The sequence below is a fragment of the uncultured Olegusella sp. genome, from assembly GCF_947253395.1.
GTDB lineage: Bacteria > Actinomycetota > Coriobacteriia > Coriobacteriales > Atopobiaceae > Olegusella.
The window spans coordinates 1-20,695 of sequence record NZ_CAMXYY010000012.1 but is presented as its reverse complement, the minus strand read 5'-3'; the positions used below and the strand labels follow the sequence as shown (position 1 = coordinate 20,695).

General features: G+C 48.9%; 14 protein-coding genes and 1 tRNA gene. 13 read left to right on the top strand and 2 right to left on the bottom strand.

The annotated features are described in order from the left end of the window. Nucleotides 1–66 precede the first annotated feature (66 nt). The 12 genes from Q0X25_RS02285 to rpoD all read left to right on the top strand — a co-directional run bounded on the left by Q0X25_RS02285 (nt 67) and on the right by rpoD (nt 17,268). Nucleotides 67–1,587, top strand: coding sequence for an IMP dehydrogenase (locus Q0X25_RS02285; protein WP_298578798.1), 1,521 nt, complete (start codon nt 67–69; stop codon nt 1,585–1,587). A 118-nt stretch (nt 1,588–1,705) separates the two neighbouring features. Further along, nucleotides 1,706–4,255, top strand: a complete 2,550-nt coding sequence (gene leuS / locus Q0X25_RS02280; protein WP_298578797.1) for a leucine--tRNA ligase — start codon at nt 1,706–1,708, stop codon at nt 4,253–4,255. Nucleotides 4,256–4,336: 81 nt separating this feature from the next. After that, nucleotides 4,337–5,740, top strand: a complete 1,404-nt coding sequence (locus Q0X25_RS02275; protein ID WP_298578796.1) for a L,D-transpeptidase family protein — start codon at nt 4,337–4,339, stop codon at nt 5,738–5,740. Between the two features lie 136 nt (nt 5,741–5,876). After that, nucleotides 5,877–6,371, top strand: coding sequence for a ribosome maturation factor RimP (gene rimP, locus Q0X25_RS02270; protein WP_298578795.1), 495 nt, complete (start codon nt 5,877–5,879; stop codon nt 6,369–6,371). An 80-nt stretch (nt 6,372–6,451) separates the two neighbouring features. Beyond that, complete coding sequence (gene nusA, locus Q0X25_RS02265; RefSeq protein ID WP_298578794.1) at nt 6,452–7,711, top strand: transcription termination factor NusA; 1,260 nt, start codon at nt 6,452–6,454, stop codon at nt 7,709–7,711. Between the two features lie 49 nt (nt 7,712–7,760). Continuing rightward, nucleotides 7,761–10,391 carry a translation initiation factor IF-2 gene (gene infB / locus Q0X25_RS02260; RefSeq protein WP_298578793.1) on the top strand — a complete coding sequence of 877 codons (2,631 nt, stop codon included), beginning with the start codon at nt 7,761–7,763 and terminating at the stop codon, nt 10,389–10,391. A 64-nt stretch (nt 10,392–10,455) separates the two neighbouring features. Continuing rightward, nucleotides 10,456–10,854: a 30S ribosome-binding factor RbfA gene (gene rbfA, locus Q0X25_RS02255; protein ID WP_298578791.1), complete on the top strand. Its 399-nt coding sequence runs from the start codon at nt 10,456–10,458 to the stop codon at nt 10,852–10,854. A gap of 8 nt (nt 10,855–10,862) precedes the next feature. Next, nucleotides 10,863–11,948 carry a bifunctional oligoribonuclease/PAP phosphatase NrnA gene (locus Q0X25_RS02250; RefSeq protein ID WP_298578790.1) on the top strand — a complete coding sequence of 362 codons (1,086 nt, stop codon included), beginning with the start codon at nt 10,863–10,865 and terminating at the stop codon, nt 11,946–11,948. Beyond that, nucleotides 11,945–12,916, top strand: coding sequence for a tRNA pseudouridine(55) synthase TruB (gene truB, locus Q0X25_RS02245; protein ID WP_298578789.1), 972 nt, complete (start codon nt 11,945–11,947; stop codon nt 12,914–12,916). The genes Q0X25_RS02250 and truB overlap by 4 nt, the downstream gene beginning before the upstream one ends. Beyond that, a complete protein-coding gene (gene ribF / locus Q0X25_RS02240; protein WP_298578788.1) occupies nt 12,913–13,986 on the top strand; it encodes a riboflavin biosynthesis protein RibF in 1,074 nt (357 codons plus the stop codon). Before truB ends, ribF begins: the two co-directional genes overlap by 4 nt. Continuing rightward, nucleotides 13,979–15,841, top strand: coding sequence for a DNA primase (dnaG, locus tag Q0X25_RS02235; protein ID WP_298578787.1), 1,863 nt, complete (start codon nt 13,979–13,981; stop codon nt 15,839–15,841). The genes ribF and dnaG overlap by 8 nt, the downstream gene beginning before the upstream one ends. A gap of 53 nt (nt 15,842–15,894) precedes the next feature. After that, complete coding sequence (gene rpoD, locus Q0X25_RS02230; protein ID WP_298578786.1) at nt 15,895–17,268, top strand: RNA polymerase sigma factor RpoD; 1,374 nt, start codon at nt 15,895–15,897, stop codon at nt 17,266–17,268. A 141-nt stretch (nt 17,269–17,409) separates the two neighbouring features. Here the strand turns inward: rpoD and Q0X25_RS02225 are convergent. Together Q0X25_RS02225 and Q0X25_RS02220 are read right to left on the bottom strand one after the other, a co-directional pair. After that, nucleotides 17,410–17,484 (bottom strand) — tRNA-Asn (locus Q0X25_RS02225). 59 nt (nt 17,485–17,543) lie between these two features. Next, on the bottom strand, nt 17,544–18,020 hold the full coding sequence (locus tag Q0X25_RS02220) for a dCMP deaminase family protein (protein WP_298578785.1): 477 nt from the start codon (nt 18,018–18,020) through the stop codon (nt 17,544–17,546). Nucleotides 18,021–18,121: 101 nt separating this feature from the next. Here Q0X25_RS02220 and Q0X25_RS02215 point away from each other — a divergent pair, with 101 nt between their 5' ends. Next, nucleotides 18,122–20,500, top strand: coding sequence for a DUF2116 family Zn-ribbon domain-containing protein (locus Q0X25_RS02215; RefSeq protein WP_298578784.1), 2,379 nt, complete (start codon nt 18,122–18,124; stop codon nt 20,498–20,500). Nucleotides 20,501–20,695: the final 195 nt, after the last annotated feature.

Here is a 20,695-nt window from a genome sequence, read left to right as displayed (position 1 = left end):
AAGTGCATTACAATACCGCCAACGGATTAGTTTCATCGGTAAAAGGTAGAAAGAGGAGCATAAAGCATGGCAACTTTTTTTGAGGGTGTATCGCATACCTTTTCTGAGTACCTCTTGGTGCCTGGTTACTCTTCTTGTGAGAATGTGCCCAATAGGGTAAGCCTCAAAACTCCTCTGGTGAAGTATCGCTGCGGTGAAGAGCCAGCCATCTCTATGAATATCCCTATGACTTCTGCCATTATGCAGTCGGTCTCAGGTACTCGCCTTGCTGTGGCTTTAGCTCAACAGGGTGGCGTCTCTTTTATTTACGGATCTCAGTCCGCAGAGTCTGAGGCAGCTATGGTGCGTGAGGTCAAGGAATACAAGGCGGGTTTTGTTATTTCTGATTCTACGTTGCTGCCTGATATGACTCTGCAAGATGTTATGGATATACGTGAACAAACGGGTCACTCCACCATGCCGGTTACCGACGATGGTACTGCTCATGGTCATCTGTTAGGTATTGTGACCTCTCGTGATTATCGTCCCTCTCGTGATTCTCGTGACACGCTGGTGCGCGATTTCATGACTCCTCGCGAGCGCGTTATCGTTGGTGATGAGAACACCACGCTCAAGACTGCCAACGATATCATCTGGGATAACAAGCTCAATCAGCTGCCTATTGTTGATGCGGATGGTCATCTTATTGCGCTGGTATTCCGAAAGGACTACGACTCTCATAAGGGCAATCCTGCTGAGCTACTTGATGCGCAGAAGCGCTATATCGTAGGTGCTGGTATCAATACGCGCGATTATGCCGAGCGGGTGCCTCTGTTAGTAGATGCTGGTGCTGATGTACTTTGCATTGATTCTTCGGAGGGTTTTTCTGAGTGGCAAAAGATTACGCTTGAGTGGGTACGTGAGCACTACGGAGATAGCGTCAGAGTGGGTGCTGGCAATGTTGTTGATAGTGAAGGTTTCCGCTTCCTTGCAGATGCGGGTGCAGATTTCATCAAGGTTGGTATCGGTGGAGGATCCATTTGCATCACGCGTGAGCAAAAGGGCATTGGACGTGGCCAAGCATCTGCTTTGATTGATGTCTGTCGTGCTCGTGACGAATACTTCGAAAAGACGGGTGTTTATATTCCTGTTTGCTCTGATGGTGGCATTGTCTATGACTATCACATGACCTTGGCTCTCGCTATGGGTGCAGATTTCTTAATGCTGGGCCGTTACTTTGCTCGCTTTGATGAGAGTCCCACACGTCGCGTGAATGTCAATGGGTCTTATATGAAGGAATATTGGGGCGAGGGTTCTGCTCGTGCACGTAACTGGGCCCGCTATGACCTGGGTGGTAATAAAAAGAACTTATCTTTTGTCGAAGGCGTTGACTCCTATGTGCCTTATGCGGGTCCGCTCAAGGAAAACGTTGACAATTCGTTGCTTAAGGTTCGTTCAACGATGTGCAATTGTGGTGCTCTGACCTTGGAGGAGCTGCGTGATAAGGCAAAGATTACGCTCGTTTCTGCTACCTCTTTGGTTGAGGGTGGCGCTCACGACGTTGTACTCAAGGATGCAAACAAGGAAAATGTGAACTTCCGTTCCTAATTTTTTGTTTGTTGCATGATGTGACTTTATTGACGGGGCGTCTGGCGTTGTTTGGTACCCAGACGTCCTGTTTGGTTATACTTTTTGATTGCACAATGCAGCTGTTGAGAGGATATACATGGCTGAAGAGAACAATGCAGGTACAATTCCTGTCTATGAAGCTCAGGCAATAGAAGAAAAATGGCAAAAGCTTTGGGAAGAAACTCGTCTTTATAGGACTGATGAGGACCCCGCTAAACCCAAAAAATATGTACTCGAGATGTTTCCCTATCCTTCGGGTGATTTGCATATGGGTCATGCGCGCAATTACACCATTGGTGATGCCTTGGCTCGTCAAGCGCGCATGAGGGGTTATGACGTGTTGCATCCCATGGGTTTTGATGCCTTTGGTTTGCCGGCAGAAAATGCAGCTATCAAGCATCATACTCAGGCTGCTCAGTGGACCCACCAAAATATCACTCAAGCAGTCAAAACCATGAAGCGCATGGGTTTTGCTTATGACTATGATCGCATGTTTAACACCTGCGACCCAGAGTATTATCGCTGGGGTCAGTGGATGTTTATCAAGATGTGGGAAAAGGGTTTGGCTTATCGCGCTACCTCTCCGGTCAACTGGTGTCCTCATTGCCAGACCGTTTTGGCAAACGAGCAGGTTGTGGATGGTCGTTGCTGGCGTTGTGGTAGTGTGCCCGAAAAGCGCGAACTCTCTCAGTGGTATCTCAAGATTACCGACTATGCCCAAGAGCTTCTTGATGATATTGATAAGCTTGAGGGCTGGCCTGACAATGTGCGCGCTCAGCAGAAAAATTGGATTGGTCGTTCTGAAGGTGCAGAAATTGACTTTGAGTTGCTAGATGCCGATGGTAGCACGCCTACGGGTCACAAACTGACCTGCTTTACTACGCGTGCTGACACGCTCTTTGGTGTGTCTTTCCTGGTGCTGCCCCCCGAGTCAAAAGTTGCAGCCGAACTTGTCGAAGGCGGCGCGTATGAAGAAGCCTTCCTTGAGCTCAAAGCTGCTACTGAAAAGGTTTCGAGCGTTGATCGCCAGGGTTCTGCGCGAGAGAAAAATGGCGTATTTACGGGCCGCTATGCCATCAATCCTATCAATGGTCGCTTGGTGCCTATTTGGGTTGCTGACTATGTTTTGATGGATTATGGTACAGGCGCTGTCATGGGTGTTCCTTGTGGCGATCAGCGTGACTTTGACTTTGCCAAAAAGTATGGTCTAGAAATTGCACCTATCATTTGCACCAAAGATGATCCTCTGTATGAAGAACTCAAAGATGAACGTGAGCTGCGTATGCGCTCCGTGAATTGGGATCATGCAATGGATGCCGAGGGTTACCTTGTACAGTCTGGTGAGTTTACTGGTCTTTTGGGTGGTAAGCACTCTGAGGCAGTAGATGCTATCGTGTCCTGGCTTTCTGAGCATGGTGTCGGACGCGAGACGGTTCAGTTCCGCCTACGTGACTGGCTTATTAGTCGTCAGCGTTATTGGGGCAATCCTATTCCCATGATTCACTGTGACTGCTGCGGTGATGTAGCGGTGCCTGAGGAAGATTTGCCTGTGATGCTTCCTGAAGATTTGGATCTTGGTGCTGGTCAGACACTTGCTGAATATGCACCCTTCTATGAGACCACCTGTCCTCAGTGTGGACGTCCTGCTCGTCGTATTACCGACACTATGGACACCTTTACTTGTTCGAGTTGGTACTATCTGCGCTATTGTGATCCTCATAACGATACGCTGCCCTTCTCCAAAAAAAGCGTTGACCGTTGGATGCCCGTTGATAACTACATTGGCGGTATCGAACATGCAATTTTGCACTTGCTGTACTCGCGTTTTTGGACCAAGGTCCTTCGTGATTTGGACATGATTGATGTCGACGAGCCTTTTGCTAACCTACTTTGCCAAGGTATGGTCAAAGACGAGCAGGGCGATGTGATGAGCAAATCCAAAGGCAATGTGGTGCCCCCCAGTTCAGTTATTGAGCCCTATGGTGCTGATACCATGCGCCTCGCTATTCTTTTTATTGCTCCTCCCGAAAAGGATTTTGACTGGGATCCAAAGGCAGTTGAGGGTGCCAATCGCTTCCTCAAGCGTGCATGGCGCATTGTCTGGCAGCTTTCTGACAAGACCGCAGGCACGACTGGTGAGCTTAGCAGCAACGCAAAAACGCTTATGCACGAACTTCATCGTTTGGGTCTGAGGTGTACCGCAGACTTTGATCGCCAGCAGTTCAATACAGCAATATCTTCAATCATGGAGCTGGTAAACGCTGCAAGTAAGTATCTTCTTGATGAACCCGAAGCTGCTCGAAACCTAGAGCTCTGTCAACGTGTAGCTCATGATATAGTGGCCATGATGGCACCTATTGCTCCGCATTGGGCAGAAGAGCTGTATCACGAGGCTTTAGGACTTGAGGGGTCTGCCTACCATGAACCTTGGCCTGAGTTTGATGAGGCTTTGGCGGTGAGCGATACCGTAGAGATTGCCGTTCAAATTATGGGCAAAGTGCGCGGACATATTTTGGTGGCTACCAATGCAAGCCGTGAGGATATGGAAGCAGCTGCAAAGCAAGCTCTTGCCGAGCAGCTTGCGGACAAGCAGATACGCAAGCTTATTGTTGTTCCAGGGCGTCTTGTAAATATCGTCGCTTCATAAGCAAGTTGCGGCCAACTTGGCTTTCCTGCAGCTCACGGCAGTGCAGGAAAGCTGAGATATAAAAGAAGGAAGTAGGGCCTCGTGCAAACTGAAGATGTACAACTGCAGCCTCAAACGAAGCACAGCCATGGCCTTATAGTGGGTCTCAGTAGCATTGTTGTCGTACTACTCATTTGTTATGTTGTCGCATGTTTTTATTTCACTACTCATTTTGTACCAGGGACCACAGTCAATGGTCGAGATGTGTCGTTGTTGAGTACAAGTGATTTTGCTACCCAAGTCGAAAATGAAGCAAAGAATTGGTCTTGTAAGGTACAGAGCAAAGGTGGTTTTTTGCTCGAACTATCAGGTGCAGATATTAAACTTGCAGCTGATGGCATCAGGGTATCTAAGGTAGCCTTTTCCCAACACACAGCTTATACCTGGCCGCTTAACCTGTTGCATCCTCAGGCAATCGTGACTGATGACTCTATAAGTTATGACGAAGAAGCGCTCAAGGCGCGCGTTAGTTCTGCCATTGAGAGCTTCAATAAAAAGGCGGAACCACCCACCAATGCGTCGGCAAGCTTTGACATGGACAAGCATGCTTTTGTGGTGTCTGCTGACTCTAAAGGTACCGCTCTTGATAGTACAAAGTCCTATGAGCGTATTACCGTTGCTCTTCGCTCATTGCCATCTGAGCTTGAGCTAGGAAACGACGAGCTGCTCGCACCTTCCATTAGCTCTGATAACAAAGAATTGCTTGCCTCCTGTGCTGTTGCCAATAAGCTTTTGGAGCAAAGTTTCCCGCTTGTAAAGGGCGATGAAACACTTGCTACAATTGAAAAAAAGCAGCTTGCAAGTTGGATTTCTATCGATAGCAACAACAAAATCAACTATGACCGTGCTGCGATTGACAAGTGGAATGTCGAAAACATTGGTGATGAAGCGTCTTTTGAAGATGATGAAGGTGTGTATGCGCTTGATCAAAAGGCCCTGGTAGATGCGATTGTTGCTGCTTTTGATACGGGTAAGACAACAAATATTGAGGTGCCTACGACAACCATCGCAACCAAGCCTGCAGTAACCCCTGGTGCCTCAAAGCGTGGCCGTCATCTCGATATCAATCTTTCGACCCAGTATGCGCGCTTCTACAACGCCTCGGGCAAGGTTATATGGGAGACCTACCTTGTTTCTGGTGACCTTGCAACTAGCCATGGTACGCCTACAGGTGAATTTGCCATACAGGCAAAGCAACGCAATCAGACCCTGATTGGTAATGATGAAGATAAAGATGGCAAACCCGATTACAAAACGTTTGTAAGTTATTGGATGCCCTTCCGTTCGGGTGGGTATGGTTTGCATGATGCGCCTTGGCGTGCATATTTTGGTGGAGATATATATCAGTATGCTGGCAGCCATGGTTGTCTCAATTTGCCACCAGTTAAGGCAGAAGCTCTCTATAGCCTGGTGGTGATTGGGGATCCTGTCGTGGTGCATTGGTAGCTTGTGTATATTGTCTATAAGGTTTGACCTGCGTGTTCGTTTGTGTTTTAATGAAAAAACTTAAAGTTGCACGGTAGAAGGAAGTGGGGTAGATTTTTTGCCCCGCTTCCTTTTGTTTGAAGGAGGGGAGTCTTTCGTGGCCGTTCAGGATATGAGGCAACAGATTCTTGATGCCCTCGAGGCGTTAGCGCCGAGCCATGACATTGATATTGTTGATGTCGAGATTAGTGGTGCTAAGGCAGCTCCTGTTGTGCGTGTGCGTATAGATCATGTTGATGAGGCTGCTCCTACCATAACTCTTGATGAGGTAGCCAAGCAGAGCGCATGGGTTGGAGAGGCGCTCGATGACTTAGATCCTCTGTCTTCAAGTTATACCCTTGAGGTTTCTTCTCCTGGTATGGCTCGTCCCCTGCGTCGTGCTCATGACTTTGAGCGCTTTGCAGCTGAGAATGTGCAAGTGACAACCACTGCTACTGAGGGCAGACGCCGCTTTAGTGGCAAACTTTTAGGGATGGATGGCGATGAAGTCGTTATCGTCTCGGACGAAGGTGAGCAACGTATCGCATTTGCAGATATTAAATCTGCTCATATCAAGCCTGATTATGATGCAGCTAAAGGCAAGAAGAAGTAGAAGATACGAATACTATTTACGGTGATTGATAAAAAATGGAAACGGGCGCACGGCGTCCTTGGGAAAAGGGAGACACATAGATGGCATCTGAGATGATGGAAGCGCTTATGGCGCTTTGTGAAGAGCGTCATATCGACCAACTGTATCTTATTGGTAGGCTTGAGAAGTCGCTGGCAGAAAGCTATGCCAACGTGCTACACCTTGATTATGGTGCACGCGTTACGATTGACCCTCAGACGGGCAAGGTTTATGTCTATAAGCTTATTCCAAAGGGTGAGCCCGATTCCGAAACTGGCGAATACACTGAATTTGACGAAGAAGATGTGACCCCCAAAGACACGAGCCGTATTGCGGCTCAACATGCCAAAGCTGAGATCAATGCTATGGTGCGCAATGCTGCCCGCGAGCAGATTTACGAAGAGTTTTCGGATCGTATCGGCGATATCATCACAGGTACCGTCCTTCAAACCACGCCCGACTTTACTATCGTAAAGATTCGTGAGGGTGTTGAGGCCGAGCTACCCCACTTTGATTTGCGTACGCATCCTGACGAGCGCAATGAGCGTCCTGCTGGTGAGCGCTATATGCACAATAAGCGTCTTAAGGCAATCATTGTTGATGTGCGTGATCCCAATTCGAGCGAGCCTCCCGTGCGTGGCGAGCGTTCGCGGCCTAGTATCGTGATTTCTCGCACTCATCCTGACCTCATCAAGCGTCTCTTTGAGATTGAAGTTCCTGAGGTTTACGATGGAATTGTTGAGGTTCGCTCTATTGCTCGTGATCCTGGCGTGAGGTCCAAAGTTGCTGTTTCTTCCGTAGACGATCGCCTTGATCCTGTTGGCGCTTGTGTTGGTCCTAAGGGTAGTCGCGTGCGTACCGTTGTCTCCGAGCTGAGCGGTGAGCGTGTTGATGTTGTTGCTTGGTCTGATGATCCTGCTCGCTGTATTGCTGCAGCGCTTTCTCCTGCACGTGTGAGCCGTGTGATTATTGACCACGATAATGCAAGTAACTACGCTACCGTTATTGTCCCTGATGACCAGCTTTCTTTGGCTATTGGCAAGGAGGGCCAGAATGCTCGTCTTGCTGCACGTCTGACGGGTTACCATATCGATATTAAGAACGAATCTTTGGCAGCTCAGGTAGTTGAGTCTCTGCCTGTCCGTGACGAGTTGGTTGACGAAGAGGTGGAAGACGGTGCACATCGTTGCGAATATGTAGGTCCTACCGGTATTCAGTGTCGCAACATGGCACGTCCCGGCGCACGTTACTGCGGTATCCACGAAAGCCTTGCAGAAATTATGGATGCCCCCGTTTCCGATGACCCTGATTCTTTGATTTAAGTTGGTGACTTTTTGATAGGTCCGCAACTTTCACTGGAAGGTAGTGCACATGGCAAAAACGCGCGTACATGATCTTGCCAAGGAATATGGCATGACCAGCAAAGAAATGCTCGGTCACTTAAAAGATATGCTCATCCCTGCAAAATCTCCGTCTTCTACGCTGGAAGACGCCTACGTATCGATGGTGCGCAAAAAGCTCAAGCCCATCCTAGAGGCTCGTGCTGCAGAGATTGAAGCTCAAAAGAAGGCTGAAGCTGAGGCAAAGGCGGCAGCAGAAGCAGAGGCTGCTGCCAAGGCAGAGGCCGAGCGTATTGCTGCTGAGGAGCGTCGCGAACGCGAGCGTCGTGAGGAAGAAGAGCGCCGCGCTGCAGCAGAAGCTGCCCGCAAGAAGGCAGAAGAAGAAAAAGCTGCTGAAGAAGCACGTCGCAAGGCGGAAGAGGAGGCTGCTCGTCCCAAGGATACGGCCCCCAAATCTCTGCCGACTTTTAGTAGTTTGCTCGATCAGATTGCCCAGCAAGAGGAGGTTCTTGCCCAGCAAGCCGAGCAAGCGGCTCAGCGCAAGGAAGAGGCGCGTGCCGCCCGTGATGGTGGACGCTCGAGGCGCTCTGCTGCTCCTCAACAAGATCGTCGAGCTAATATCGATAGAGACGATGATGAGAAGCCCAAGAGCTCTGGTCGCGGCAGGGGTCGCAAAAACAAGCGCAATAACGTTGAAAACGACTCCGATGACCGCTATAGCCGTATGGCTCGTCAGGCCGAAGAGTACAACCGTGAGCATGTGCTTGCGCAGGCTCGTCAAGCAGTAGCTGAGGCAGCTGAAGAGTCACAAGGCCGTCGTAAGCGCCGTAAGGAGCGTCGTCGTCAGCAGCAGGCTGAAGCCGAGCGCGAGCACCGCATTGAAGAGGCGCGTCTCAATGATCAAGACCTCTCCCAGCTGGATACCATCTCTGTACCTCAGGGTGCAACGGTGGCACAGCTTGCTGAACTCATCGGTGTTGAACCCAACGAGATTATTAAGCGCCTCTTCTTGCTTGGTACTGCTTTAACGATGACTCAGTCAATGTCTGATGAGCTTATTGAGCTTGTTGCTGAGGATCTTGGTGCTGACATTAAGATCATGACTAAGGAAGAAGAAAACAGTTTCACCTTCTATGATGATCCTGCCTCGCTCAAACCACGCTCACCCGTTGTTACCGTTATGGGACACGTCGACCATGGTAAGACTAGCCTGCTTGATGCTATTCGCCATACCGGTGTTGCCGAGGGCGAAGCTGGCGGTATTACCCAGGCTATTGGTGCATCACAAGTCCGCATCAACGGCCGTGTGATTACTTTTATCGACACTCCTGGTCATGCGACTTTTACTGCCATGCGTGCTCGTGGCGCAAAAGTTACCGACGTGGTTATTTTGATTGTTGCTGCTGATGATGGTGTCATGCCTCAGACCATTGAGTCCATAAATCATGCAAAGGCTGCAGCTGTGCCTATCGTTGTTGCTGTCAATAAGGTCGATAAGCCCGGTGCCGATCCCCAGCGTGTTCGCCAGGAACTGACTGAGTACGGTTTGATTCCTGAGGAGTGGGGTGGCCAGACTATCTTCTGCGATATTTCTGCAAAGAAGAATCAAGGTATCGACAATCTGCTTGAGTCCGTATTGCTTGAAGCTGATGTGTTGGAGCTTAAGGCCAATCCTGATACCTTTGCATCTGGTTACGTTCTTGAGGCAAAACTTGACCGTGGTCGTGGATCTGTTGCAACAGTGTTGGTTAACCGCGGTACCTTACGCGTGGGTGATGCGTTAGTTGCAGGCACTGCGTATGGTCGTGTTCGTGCCATGCTCAACCCCAAGGGCAAGAGCGTCAGGCAAGCAGGACCTTCCGATCCTGTAGAGATTTTGGGTCTGCAAAGCGTGCCTATGGCAGGCGATGAGTTCCGTGTCTTTACGGATGATCGCGATGCGCGCACGCTTGCTGATGAACGTGCTCTTAAAGCTCGTATCGAAGAACAAAACAAGGTCAAGCATGTTACCCTTGAAAACCTCTTTGATACGATGGCAGATGCCGAGGTCAAGGAGCTCAACCTCATCATCAAGGCTGATGTGCAAGGTTCTATCGAGGCCCTTCAAGACTCTCTGGACAAGATGGACCAAAGCGAGGTTCGTATCAATACGATTCACTCGGCAGTTGGTGCCATCAATGAGACTGACGTTACGCTCGCAGATGCTTCCAACGCGATCATCATTGGCTTTGGTGTGAGACCCGAGGCAAAGGCGCGTAGTGCGGCCGAGCAGGCAGGCGTTGAAATTCGTACGTACAGTGTCATCTACAAGGCAATCGAAGAGATAGATGCTGCCCGTATTGGCATGCTCAAGCCTACCGAGCAGGAAGTCCAAACAGGCACCGCTGAGGTTCGTAGCACCTTTAAGGTACCCAAGGTTGGTATTGCTGCTGGCTGCATGGTTGAGGAAGGCGAGATTTCAAGCGATGACTCTGCCCGTCTTGTACGCGATAGTGTTGTGGTTTGGGAAGGCTCGCTTGCATCCCTGCGTCGCTTTAAAGATGATGTCAAATCGGTCAAGGCAGGTTATGAATGTGGCATCGGTCTTGATGGCTACCAGGATATTCATGTAGGCGATATTATTGAGTGCTATCGCATCGAGCAGGTTGCCCGTACTGAGTAATAGTTTGTAAACCCTAGTCGCGGCAGGGGAGGAGCTCTCCTGCCACACTACGGAGATGAGAACAATGAAACAAAATCATAATTCTCGCAGGATTAATGCCCAAGCTCGCGAAAAGCTCGCTCAAATTCTGCTCTTTGAAATTTCTGATCCCGCCCTTACGCTCGTAACGCTTACTGGTGTTGAGGTGTCTGTTGATAAGTCTGTGCTTCGCGCCTATATTAGCTGCGAGTCCGAGCGCTATGAAGAAGTTTCTGCTGCGCTTGCCCGCGCTCGTGGTCGAGTACGTTCGCTTTTAGGACGCGGTCTTGGTTGGCGTGTGACACCAGAGATTATTTGGCAAATTGATACGACTGTTGATGAAGCAGAACGCATCGAGCGTGCACTCCAAGATATTCCTCCTACCATGGAAATTGAGAAAGACGACGAGGGTTATCCCGTCGATCACTCGGCTGAGGAGGCCTAGTTTTCGCAATGGATATTGCTCATTCTCTAGAGGTGAGCCCCAAGCAGACTGCTCTGTTTGGACAGCTCACTCAACTTATTGAAGAAGCTCAAGAGATTGTTATTTGTGCACATACCAATCCCGATGGTGATGCGCTGGGATCGACCTTGGGTCTGCTCAAGCTCCTCCAGTGGCGGTGGCCCTCCAAGAAAATTACCGGACTGCTTGCTGATCCCCAGCCCATACCTCGCATCTATGAGTTTTTACCAGGTAGTAAGAGTTTGGTGTGCGCAGCCGACTATCAGGGAACTCCCGATCTCTTTATCTCGGTAGATCTCTCAGTTGCATCACGTATGAATGATGGTGAGGCCGTACTTAAGCGCTCACGACACAGTGCCGTTATCGATCATCATCCCTGTCGTGATCCTTTTGGTGAGGTATCGCTCATTCGTAGTGATGCCGCAGCTGCTGCGGTACTTATTTTGGAGTATGCACTCTATTTAGGAATGCCGATTGATGCTGAGATTGGCCTTTGTTTGCTCTGCGCCATCATTACCGATACGGGACGTTTTCAGTATCAAAATACCAATTCGGAAGCGCTTGCTGCGACGGCCCTTTTGGTGGATGCAGGTGCATCTCCTTCTGAAGTGTCACTCAATGTCTATCAAAATTTCCGTCTTGAGTTTTTGCATCTTAAAGCAGCAGTAATGTCGCGTATTGTGACTTTTGCGCATGGTCGCATTGCCTATAGCTATGCCACGAAAGCCGATCTAGAGCGTACAGGTGCCAATCTTGATGAGGCTGATGGGCTTGTAGATGTTGTGCGTTCAGTTTCTGGTTCGGAAGTAGCACTTTTTCTCAAAGAAGTGCCTGGCGGTCAAGTACGTGGCAATCTACGCTCCAAAACCGATCTTGATATTTCAGGGGTTGCTCGCTTTTTTGGTGGCGGCGGTCATGCTGCTGCTTCAGGCTTTTCTTATGATGGCGATATTGACGAGGTGCTTTCCCTCGCCCTGCCGCGCCTGCGCGCACTTTTTCCCGATGATGTTGCCAATGGAGGTACCACTTCATTTCCCCGCATCAACATAGCGGGAGATGGGGGTGCGCTACTTTGAGACGAAAGTCGAGTGGACTTTGTTGTCTTGTTGCCATAGATAAACCTCTTGGTTTGTCGAGTCATGATGTGGTTTCTCGTGTCCGCCGGGTCTTAGGCGAGACACGGGTAGGGCATGCGGGCACACTTGACCCGCTTGCCAGCGGTGTGCTTGTGTTGGGAATAGGTCAGGCAACGAGGTTGATGGGTCTACTGACGCTCGATGAAAAATGCTATGAGGCTCGTATTAGTTTTGGTTATGAGACTAAAACCGATGATTCAGAAGGCGAAATGACACGTCGTGTCGAGCCCGATGCGCGCCTTTTTGATGCTGGCTTTGCTCGCCAAACTCTTTCAGATTTGGTGGGAGATTGCCTGCAGGTGCCACCTGCTTATTCTGCTATTTCGCTTGATGGCAAACGTGCCTATGCGCGTGCGCGTGCAGGCGAAAAAGTTGAACTTGCTCCTCGGCATATTCATATTTATGAAGCAGAGCTGTTATCGATTGAAAACGAGGATAACCAACCTGCCTGGCGCTGTCGCCTCCGTGTTTCAAAGGGTAGTTATATTCGTGCCCTCGCTCGTGATTTAGGACGAAGCTTGGATAGTGCGGCTCATCTCAGTGGATTGATACGCACGGCATCGGGGCCTATTTCCCTTAAAGACTGCATATCTTTGGACGAGCTGTCTTGTCAGGGCAAAAAACTTTTACCCACAAAAGAGCTTGATCCTGCGCGTACGCTTGGGTTGCCTGTGCGTCTTCTTGAGCACACTGAGCTTGAAGATGTCGTCTGTGGTAGAAAAATTCCTGCAGGCCTTGTGCTTGATCTTGGTGAGGGCGCAGCACAAAATGGTTTGCGTGCACCACGGTTTTCCGAACGCGTTTCTCTGGTATGGAAAAACAAGTTATATGGTGTCTGGGAGTGTCGTGGCGCTTATTTGCTTTGTGATACCAATTTTCCTCAGGGTGTGACAGGGGTACGTGCATGAGCGAGCAAAGTCCCCAGATTGCGCTAGAAGGCATGAGGCGTTACGACTTTGCAAAGGCTTGTTTGTATCTGCACTCAGAGCTGAACTATAAGCCAGAGATTGAAGCTGTCTGTGTACTGGGTGTCTTTGATGGAGTGCATCGTGGGCATCAGAGTTTAATTAGAGCTGCCTGTCAAGATGCCCATCGACGCAAGCTGCCTTGTATTGTGGTGAGCTTTTGTCCTGATCCTGCTGATGTCATTTTTGAACCTCAGCCCTTGAGCCATCTTCTTCGTCAAGAAGATCGTCTTGCTTTGCTTGCGTCTTGTGGCGTTGATGGTATTTTGTGCTTGGACTTTACTTTTGAGCTCGCAGCTACCAGCTGGGAAGACTTTCTATCTTGTACACTCTGGGCGTATCTGCGTCCCCACAGTCTTCATGTAGGTCAAAATTTCCGTTTTGGTCGGGGAGGACAGGGTGGCATTCCTGAGCTTAAACTACTTGCCCCTGAGCTTGGATTTGAGCTTTTTGCTCATGAATTAATGCGGATCGCAGATAGTGTGGTGTCAGCGACGCATATTCGCGAGCTGCTGCGTCAAGGACAAGTTGAACAAGCTGGCGATCTCTTAGGTCGTCAACACTTTGTACGCGGAGTCGTGCAACATGGGCGCGGGGAAGGTAATTCTTTTGGTTTTCCTACCGCAAACGTTCAGTTAGATTGTATGGATTGCGTGCCTGCACAGGGTGTCTATGCGGGTTGGGTTGTAATGGGTCGTTCTGCTTGGCCAGCCGCTATTAATGTGGGCTTACCACCCAGCTTTAACGATAAAGAAACTCCCTCATTTTTGGAAGCCAACCTTATTGGCTTTACGGGTAATCTGTATGGAGTGGACCTAGCGGTAAGTTTTGCTTCTTGGCTACGATCTTCGCGTAAGTTTGATTCCCTTGATGAGCTTGAGCAAACTGTGTTGGACAATATTGACTGGGTTAAAAATCACTTGGGTGCTCGGCGTATTGAGCTTGTGCGCGAGGGTATCTATAGCCTTAAGGTGCTTGATCGCAAACTGTGGAGGGGAGGGCGACATGATTAGCAATGAAGATAAGGAGCGTGTGCGTCAGGCCACTGACTTTGTTGGCTTGGTGTCTGAGACCGTCGAGTTGCATCGCCGTGGCAAAGACCTCTGGGGTTGTTGTCCTTTTCACCATGAGAAGAGCCCTTCTTTTCATATTGACCCAGCAACGGGGCTGTGGAAATGTTTTGGTTGCCAACGTGGTGGTGATGTTTTTAACTACGTTATGGAACGTGAACATCTGGAGTTTCCCGATGCAATTCGTTTTTTGGCAGATCGTGCTGGGATAGAGCTTGTTGAGGAACGTGGAGCGCAGCGAGGACCAAAGCGCAATAGGCTTCAGCAGGCTCTCGGTGAAGCCGAAAAATATTACTTGACTATGTTGATGCGTGGCAGGGGAACAGGCCCCGCGTCTGCACGAAAATATCTTGCGAGTCGTGGTTTTGGTTCTGTCGTATGCCGTCGCTGGGGTCTTGGTTTTGCTCCTGGTCATGGTAGCTTGACATCAACGCTGACTCAAAAGGGCTTTTCTCGAAATGAACTTTTAGCGGCAGACTTGGTAGTCGACCGCAATGGTCGTACGCAAGATCGTTTTTATGAGCGCGTGATGTTTCCCATTCATGATGAGCAAGGTCGCTCTATTGGCTTTGGCGGACGTGTTTTGGGTGATGCTAAGCCAAAATATCTTAATACCAAAGAAACTCCTGTCTTTCACAAATCAAAGCATCTTTTTGGGCTAGATCATGCAAAGACACAGATTACTGCTACAGGTACCGCGCTTGTAGTTGAGGGTTATACTGACGTCATTTCCTTACATGAACATGGTTTTTCCAATGCAGTAGCAGCGTTGGGGACTGCACTTTCGCTTGACCATATAAAGATGCTTTCGCGTTTTAGGGCACAGCGTATTATCTGTATGTTCGATGGCGATGCGGCAGGTCAAAAGGCAGCAGAGCTCTCTGTTCAGTATGTGGATAAGACAGATGCAGAGATGCTTTGTGTGGTGCTTCCAAACAATCTCGATCCGATGGAATTTCTTTCTCTACATGAGCCTTCGGAGCTCCAGGCGCAGCTTGATGCTGCACGACCTTTGGTTGAATTTGTGCTTGAAAAGAAGCTTGCGGGCTTTGATTTGGGCATTCCTGGACAACGAGCACAAGCTTTAGATGCTGCTGCTCAGATGCTTGCACCTCTTAAGGATTCTGTGAGCTTTGATGGCTATGCAACCAATTTAGCTCATCAGCTGGATATGGATGTAGATGCTACCAAGCAGGTTATACGCGAAAAAGCGCGCAACAGTGCTGCGCATGAAGCAAAGCTTCGCCAAGAATATGAGGCGTACCAAACAGCGCATGAATCTGTTGCTCCTGTGCGAGAGTCATCTGTTGCAGTGGCACCTACGTATCAAAGTGTTGACAAACTCCTTTCGCATGATGCGCGAGGTCAGCTGTCAGCCGAACGTGAACTATTAGCGTTAATGGCAAATTCTCCTGAAGCAGTGCGTCCTTATGCCGAGCGATTGGGATCGGTGCTCTGGGCGGATTCTCGCCATGAGACGATGGCTTGGGCGATGTTGGCAACAGCTGTGGGTACCCCTCCTGTCGAGTTAGTGCATGCAGCTTCTGTAGTAGTTCCTGAGGCTCCGCAGATCCTTGCTGGTGGTGGTTTGGCACTGGCACAGGGTATGGATGCAGATCATAAGGCAGCTTTTTTGGCTGATGTGCTTGAACTGTATTCCACGCGCCGTGAGATCAAGGCAATTCAGACTCAGCTTACGAGTCGTGAGGACAAAAACTTAGCTGAATTACTGGGTCGTGCGGTGGAATTGCGTAAACGAGAACACGAACTTAATCAAATTATTCCTACAGAGGTATAAGACTTTCAAAAACGGGTATTATCCTGTAGGTTCATGGCGTTGAAAGGACACATGTGGCGACGAAAAAGACTGATGCTCAGACCGCAGAACTTACTCCTGAGCTTGCTTCTGTAGTGACGAAGCTTGTTAAGAAAGCAGGCAAGACGGGTGCCATTAGCGAAGATGATATCCAAGTAGCTCTTGTGGATGTCGATGTTGATGATGATGAGCTGACTGATGTCTATGATGCCGTACGTGCAAAAGGTGTCACGATTTCTGGTTCGGGAGATATTCCTGATGTGACTGCTGTTGCACTTGAGCCCGATGTCGAAGACGATATCGATGATACCGTCGAAGAAGATGATGAGGATGAAGAGGGTCTTGACGAGGAAGAAAAAGAAGAGCGTGAGGCTCGTGCAGAAGCTCGCGTAGCTAATGAGGTTCTTCGCTCTACCCCTAAAAACCACACTCGTAAACGCTCTAGCCGTGCTCGTTCCCGCCGTCAGGATGGTTCCACGGTAATGCTAACGGGCGATCCTGTGCGCATGTATCTTAAGGAAATTGGTAAGGTTGATTTGCTTACTGCCTCCGAAGAGGTACACCTTGCCATGAAAATTCAGGCAGGCAATGATGCTGCGGAGCGTCTTGAGGCCGCGGAGCGCGGCGATGCTGAACTCACGCGTACCGAGCTGCGTCGTTTGACCCGCATTGAGCAGGTAGGTCTTGATGCAAAACAGCAGCTGATTTCTGCAAATCTTCGCTTAACGGTCTCTATTGCCAAGCGTTATGTTGGCCGTGGCATGCTCTTTTTGGATTTGATTCAGGAAGGCAACCTTGGTTTGATTCGTGCGGTTGAGAAGTTTGACTACACCAAGGGCTTTAAGTTCTCCACCTATGCTACTTGGTGGATTCGTCAAGCAATTACCCGCGCCATTGCCGATCAGGCGCGCACCATCCGTATTCCCGTTCATATGGTTGAGACTATCAATAAACTTGTTCGTGTGCAGAGGCAGCTTTTGCAGGAGCTTGGTCGCGATCCAACCCCCGAGGAGGTTGGTGCCGAGATGGGCATGTCTGCCGATCGGGTGCGTGAGATTCAAAAAATTAGCCAGGAGCCCGTCTCTCTCGAAACACCTATTGGTGAAGAAGAGGATTCTCAATTAGGTGATTTCATTGAGGATTCTACGGCTGTTGCTCCTCCTGAGGCTGCGTCTGATTCCATGCTTCGTGAACAGCTCGAACAGGTACTTGATGGGCTTGCTGATCGTGAGCGCAAAGTTATTAAGTTCCGTTTTGGCCTAGAAGATGGTCACCCTCGCACTCTCGAGGAAGTTGGTCGCGAATTTGGCGTGACACGTGAACGTATTCGCCAGATTGAGTCAAAGACTCTCGCAAAACTTCGTCATCCGAGTCGCTCAAGCAAACTCAAAGACTTCATGGAAGAGTAGTTTTATTTTTCCAGAACATCCCTGTCAGCCTAGCAATTCTGCTAGGCTGATTTGCTCTTTGTAACATCTGTAATTAAACTAGACTTTTTAAAAGAAAAGAACCCGCGCGAATTTAATCGAACGGGTTCTCATGAGTTTTAATGGCTCCCCGGGCAGGATTCGAACCTGCGACACGCTGATTAACAGTCAGCTGCGCTACCACTGCGCCACCGGGGAATATCAGCAAGAAAGTATTATACACACATCCAATTATCGTGCAAGTGCAAAAGATAAAATTAAAGTTGCACCTTCGGGATAGCTACCGTGCGGGTAAGGATATGAGCCGATTCAAGGATTCTACCTGCGGCGATAGTTTCTCTAGAATCGGGATATGGATTATATGCATAGGCAACTTCCGCAACGCCTACCTGAGCAAGCTCTTTACAACATTCATTGCAGGGGAAATGTGTCACATAAATTGTTGAACCCTTGAGCTCACGCATGGAACCGCGAAAATTCAGTACTGCATTGCGTTCAGCATGGACAACATAGGGATATTTTGTCTCAAGCCAGTCTCCATCGCGGCGCCAAGGAAAGACTAAATCGTCAATCCCGCGAGGTGTGCCATTATAGCCGATAGACAAAATTCGTCGATCTTTACTTACAATACAGGCGCCGACCCGCGTATGAGGATCTTTTGATCTCAATGCTGATAGCGCTGCAACACCCATAAAATACTCGTCCCACTCCAAAACGTTTTTTTCTTGATCCACGTTTACCTCTTTCAATAAGCCTTCTGCCAGCAGAAAAGCTTAAATGCCGCAAGTAAGTTAACATCTGAATTCTACAGGCATAACGGGGAAAGGGGTAGTACATGTTCTGCTCTCACTGTGGGAAGCAGGTTGGAGGCGATGAGCGGTTTTGTCCTCATTGTGGAAAACCCTTAGTTTCCTCTTCGACTCAGAAAAAGCAGCAGAAAGTAAGCAATACAACCCTTAGGATTCTTGTTGCTGTTGCTGGTGTTGTAGTCGTTTTGCTTGTTGTCATCGTGGTAATGAAATTTGCTTTGCCAAAAACGACCAATCCTGCGGCTACGTCTGCTACTCCTGCAGCGACTGTGAGCGTATCAGGAAAGAAAATCAGGGGTCTACAGCGACCTACACTCATTTCTCCTCTTGATAAGGAGGCTGCGGCAAAGGCAGCACCTGCACTTTCAAAGTATCGTAAAGAGGGGAGTTCAGATACTTCAGCAGGTGTTAAACCCGATATTAAGAGCTATAGCGTAAAAGATAGTCTTTCAAACGTTACAAATGCAAACGATATTATGATGCCTGACGCTGTGAAACCCTTGCTGGCAAAAAATGGCTTTGCGATTGCTGAAGATACGGCTGGGTATGAGTTTTTTGAAACTTACGAGATGAATCGGTATTCACTGATTCCCAACTTCGTTACAACCGATTCCATGATGCATAGTTATCATCTCTACTTCAGTTATCTGCTCAAAACCTGTGAGCGGGGGCAGCTTTCAACAAAATTGCGTGATATGAGTGAAGCTATGCTTCACGAGAGTCAAGATCAGCTCAGCAAACTGACTGATGAAGAGTGGCAAAATGCCGCTTGGCGTAATGTGGCATTTTTCTCAGTTGCCTGCAAGCTATGCGGCTCTGATGCACTTATCCCTGAGGCAGTTGAATCTGCTGTTGACAGTGAAGTCGCGCAAATTATGGCAGCAAGTGGCCCGGGCAGCTCGAATGTTTTATCTGAAGGTACAAAAAACGGAGTGAATTTAGATTACAGTCAGTTCAAACCTCGCGGTTACTACGAAGGCGACACGACTCTCGAGGCGTATTTCCGCACGATGATGTGGTATGGGCAGGTTAATTTCACTCAGAGCGAAGAGGCGCTTGATCGCAGTGCTTTGCTTATTACGATGGCACTTAATAGCGATGCAATGTCTAGTTGGGAAGCAATTTATACCATCACGAGTTTTTTTGCAGGTGTCAGTGATGATAACGGCTATTACGAGTACTGGCCTGTTATCCAGGCAGTCTATGGTGATGATGCCACCGTAGAGAGCCTCAACAATGCTGAGGACAAGTGGAAGACTTTCCATAAAACAACAGCTCGCATGCAGGCTCCCAAAATCAATTCGGTGGTAGTGGCTGATAGAGGTGATAAGGCAGATCACAGTTCAGAAACCCTTGGTTTTCGCTTTATGGGTCAGCGATTCTCACTGGATGAACGAATTTTTAGTCAGCTGATGTATGACCGCGTGGGTGAAAACTCTGCGGGAGAAAAGCGCATGCTTCCAAATGCCCTTGATGTACCTTCCGTCTTGGGATCTACGCAAGCTCAGGCGATTTTGCATGAAGCAGGCGCTGATGATTTTGCTAACTATAGTGACAATCGTGAGAGTCTGCGTAAGGAAATTGCTCAAAACGCCGACGCGCTTTGGACGGGTAGCCTTTATGCACAGTGGCTCTATACCCTCAATCCACTTCTCGCAACGAAAGGTGAAGGGTATCCTGCTTTTATGCAGTCCAAAGAGTGGGAGCGCAAGAACTTGCAGACCTATCTGGCAAGTTATACCGAGCTCAAACACGATACGGTTTTGTATTCAAAGCAGGCTATGGCCGAGATGGGCGGCGGTCCTCTTGAGAAGCTTGACGATCGTGGTTATGTGGAACCTGAACCCGAACTTTATGGTCGGCTCGCTCGTTTAACCCAAGGAACAAGGGAAGGTCTTTCGCATTATGGCGTGTTGTCCAGCACAGATGCCGATGGACTCAAAATTTTAGCCGAGCTGGCGAGCAAGCTTGAGACCATCTCCAAAAAAGAACTCGCCAATGAAAAGCTGAGTGATGAGGAATATGAGCTTATTCGTAGCTATGGTGGCCAGCTTGAACATCTTTGGGATTTGACAGCAGATACCGACAACCAGTCTTGGACTAAGGCTCAAGAGCGTCCCGCTGCTATAGTTACCGATATAGCGACTGACCCAAATGGTTCTGTCTTGCAGGTAGGTACCGGCATGCTTTCAACGATATATGTTGTGTTTCCTATTGATGGTGAGCTCCATATAGCCGTTGGTGTGGTATCAAGCTTTTATCAATTCAAGCAACCTATAGATTCTCGTCTGAGCGACTCTGAATGGCGTAGCATGCTCGGTATTGGTGCGTCTTTAGATGCAAATGCTACTCCTATGCCCGAAAAGCCAGCATGGACTAAAAGCTTTAGTTGCGAGATACACTAGTGCACAGACAGCCATTGAGACAAGCAGAGCCTTCTTTTAGGAAGGCTCTGCTTCAAAAAAAGAATATGCGGTGGAAAGCTGTCTTTGGCATCTTGATGATGTCTGCCGTAGTAGCGCTACTCTTTTTTCAGCTATGGGTACAGGGGTGCTTTCTACCTAGCTGGATAAGCTGGCAAGAGTGCGAGCAAAGTCTTG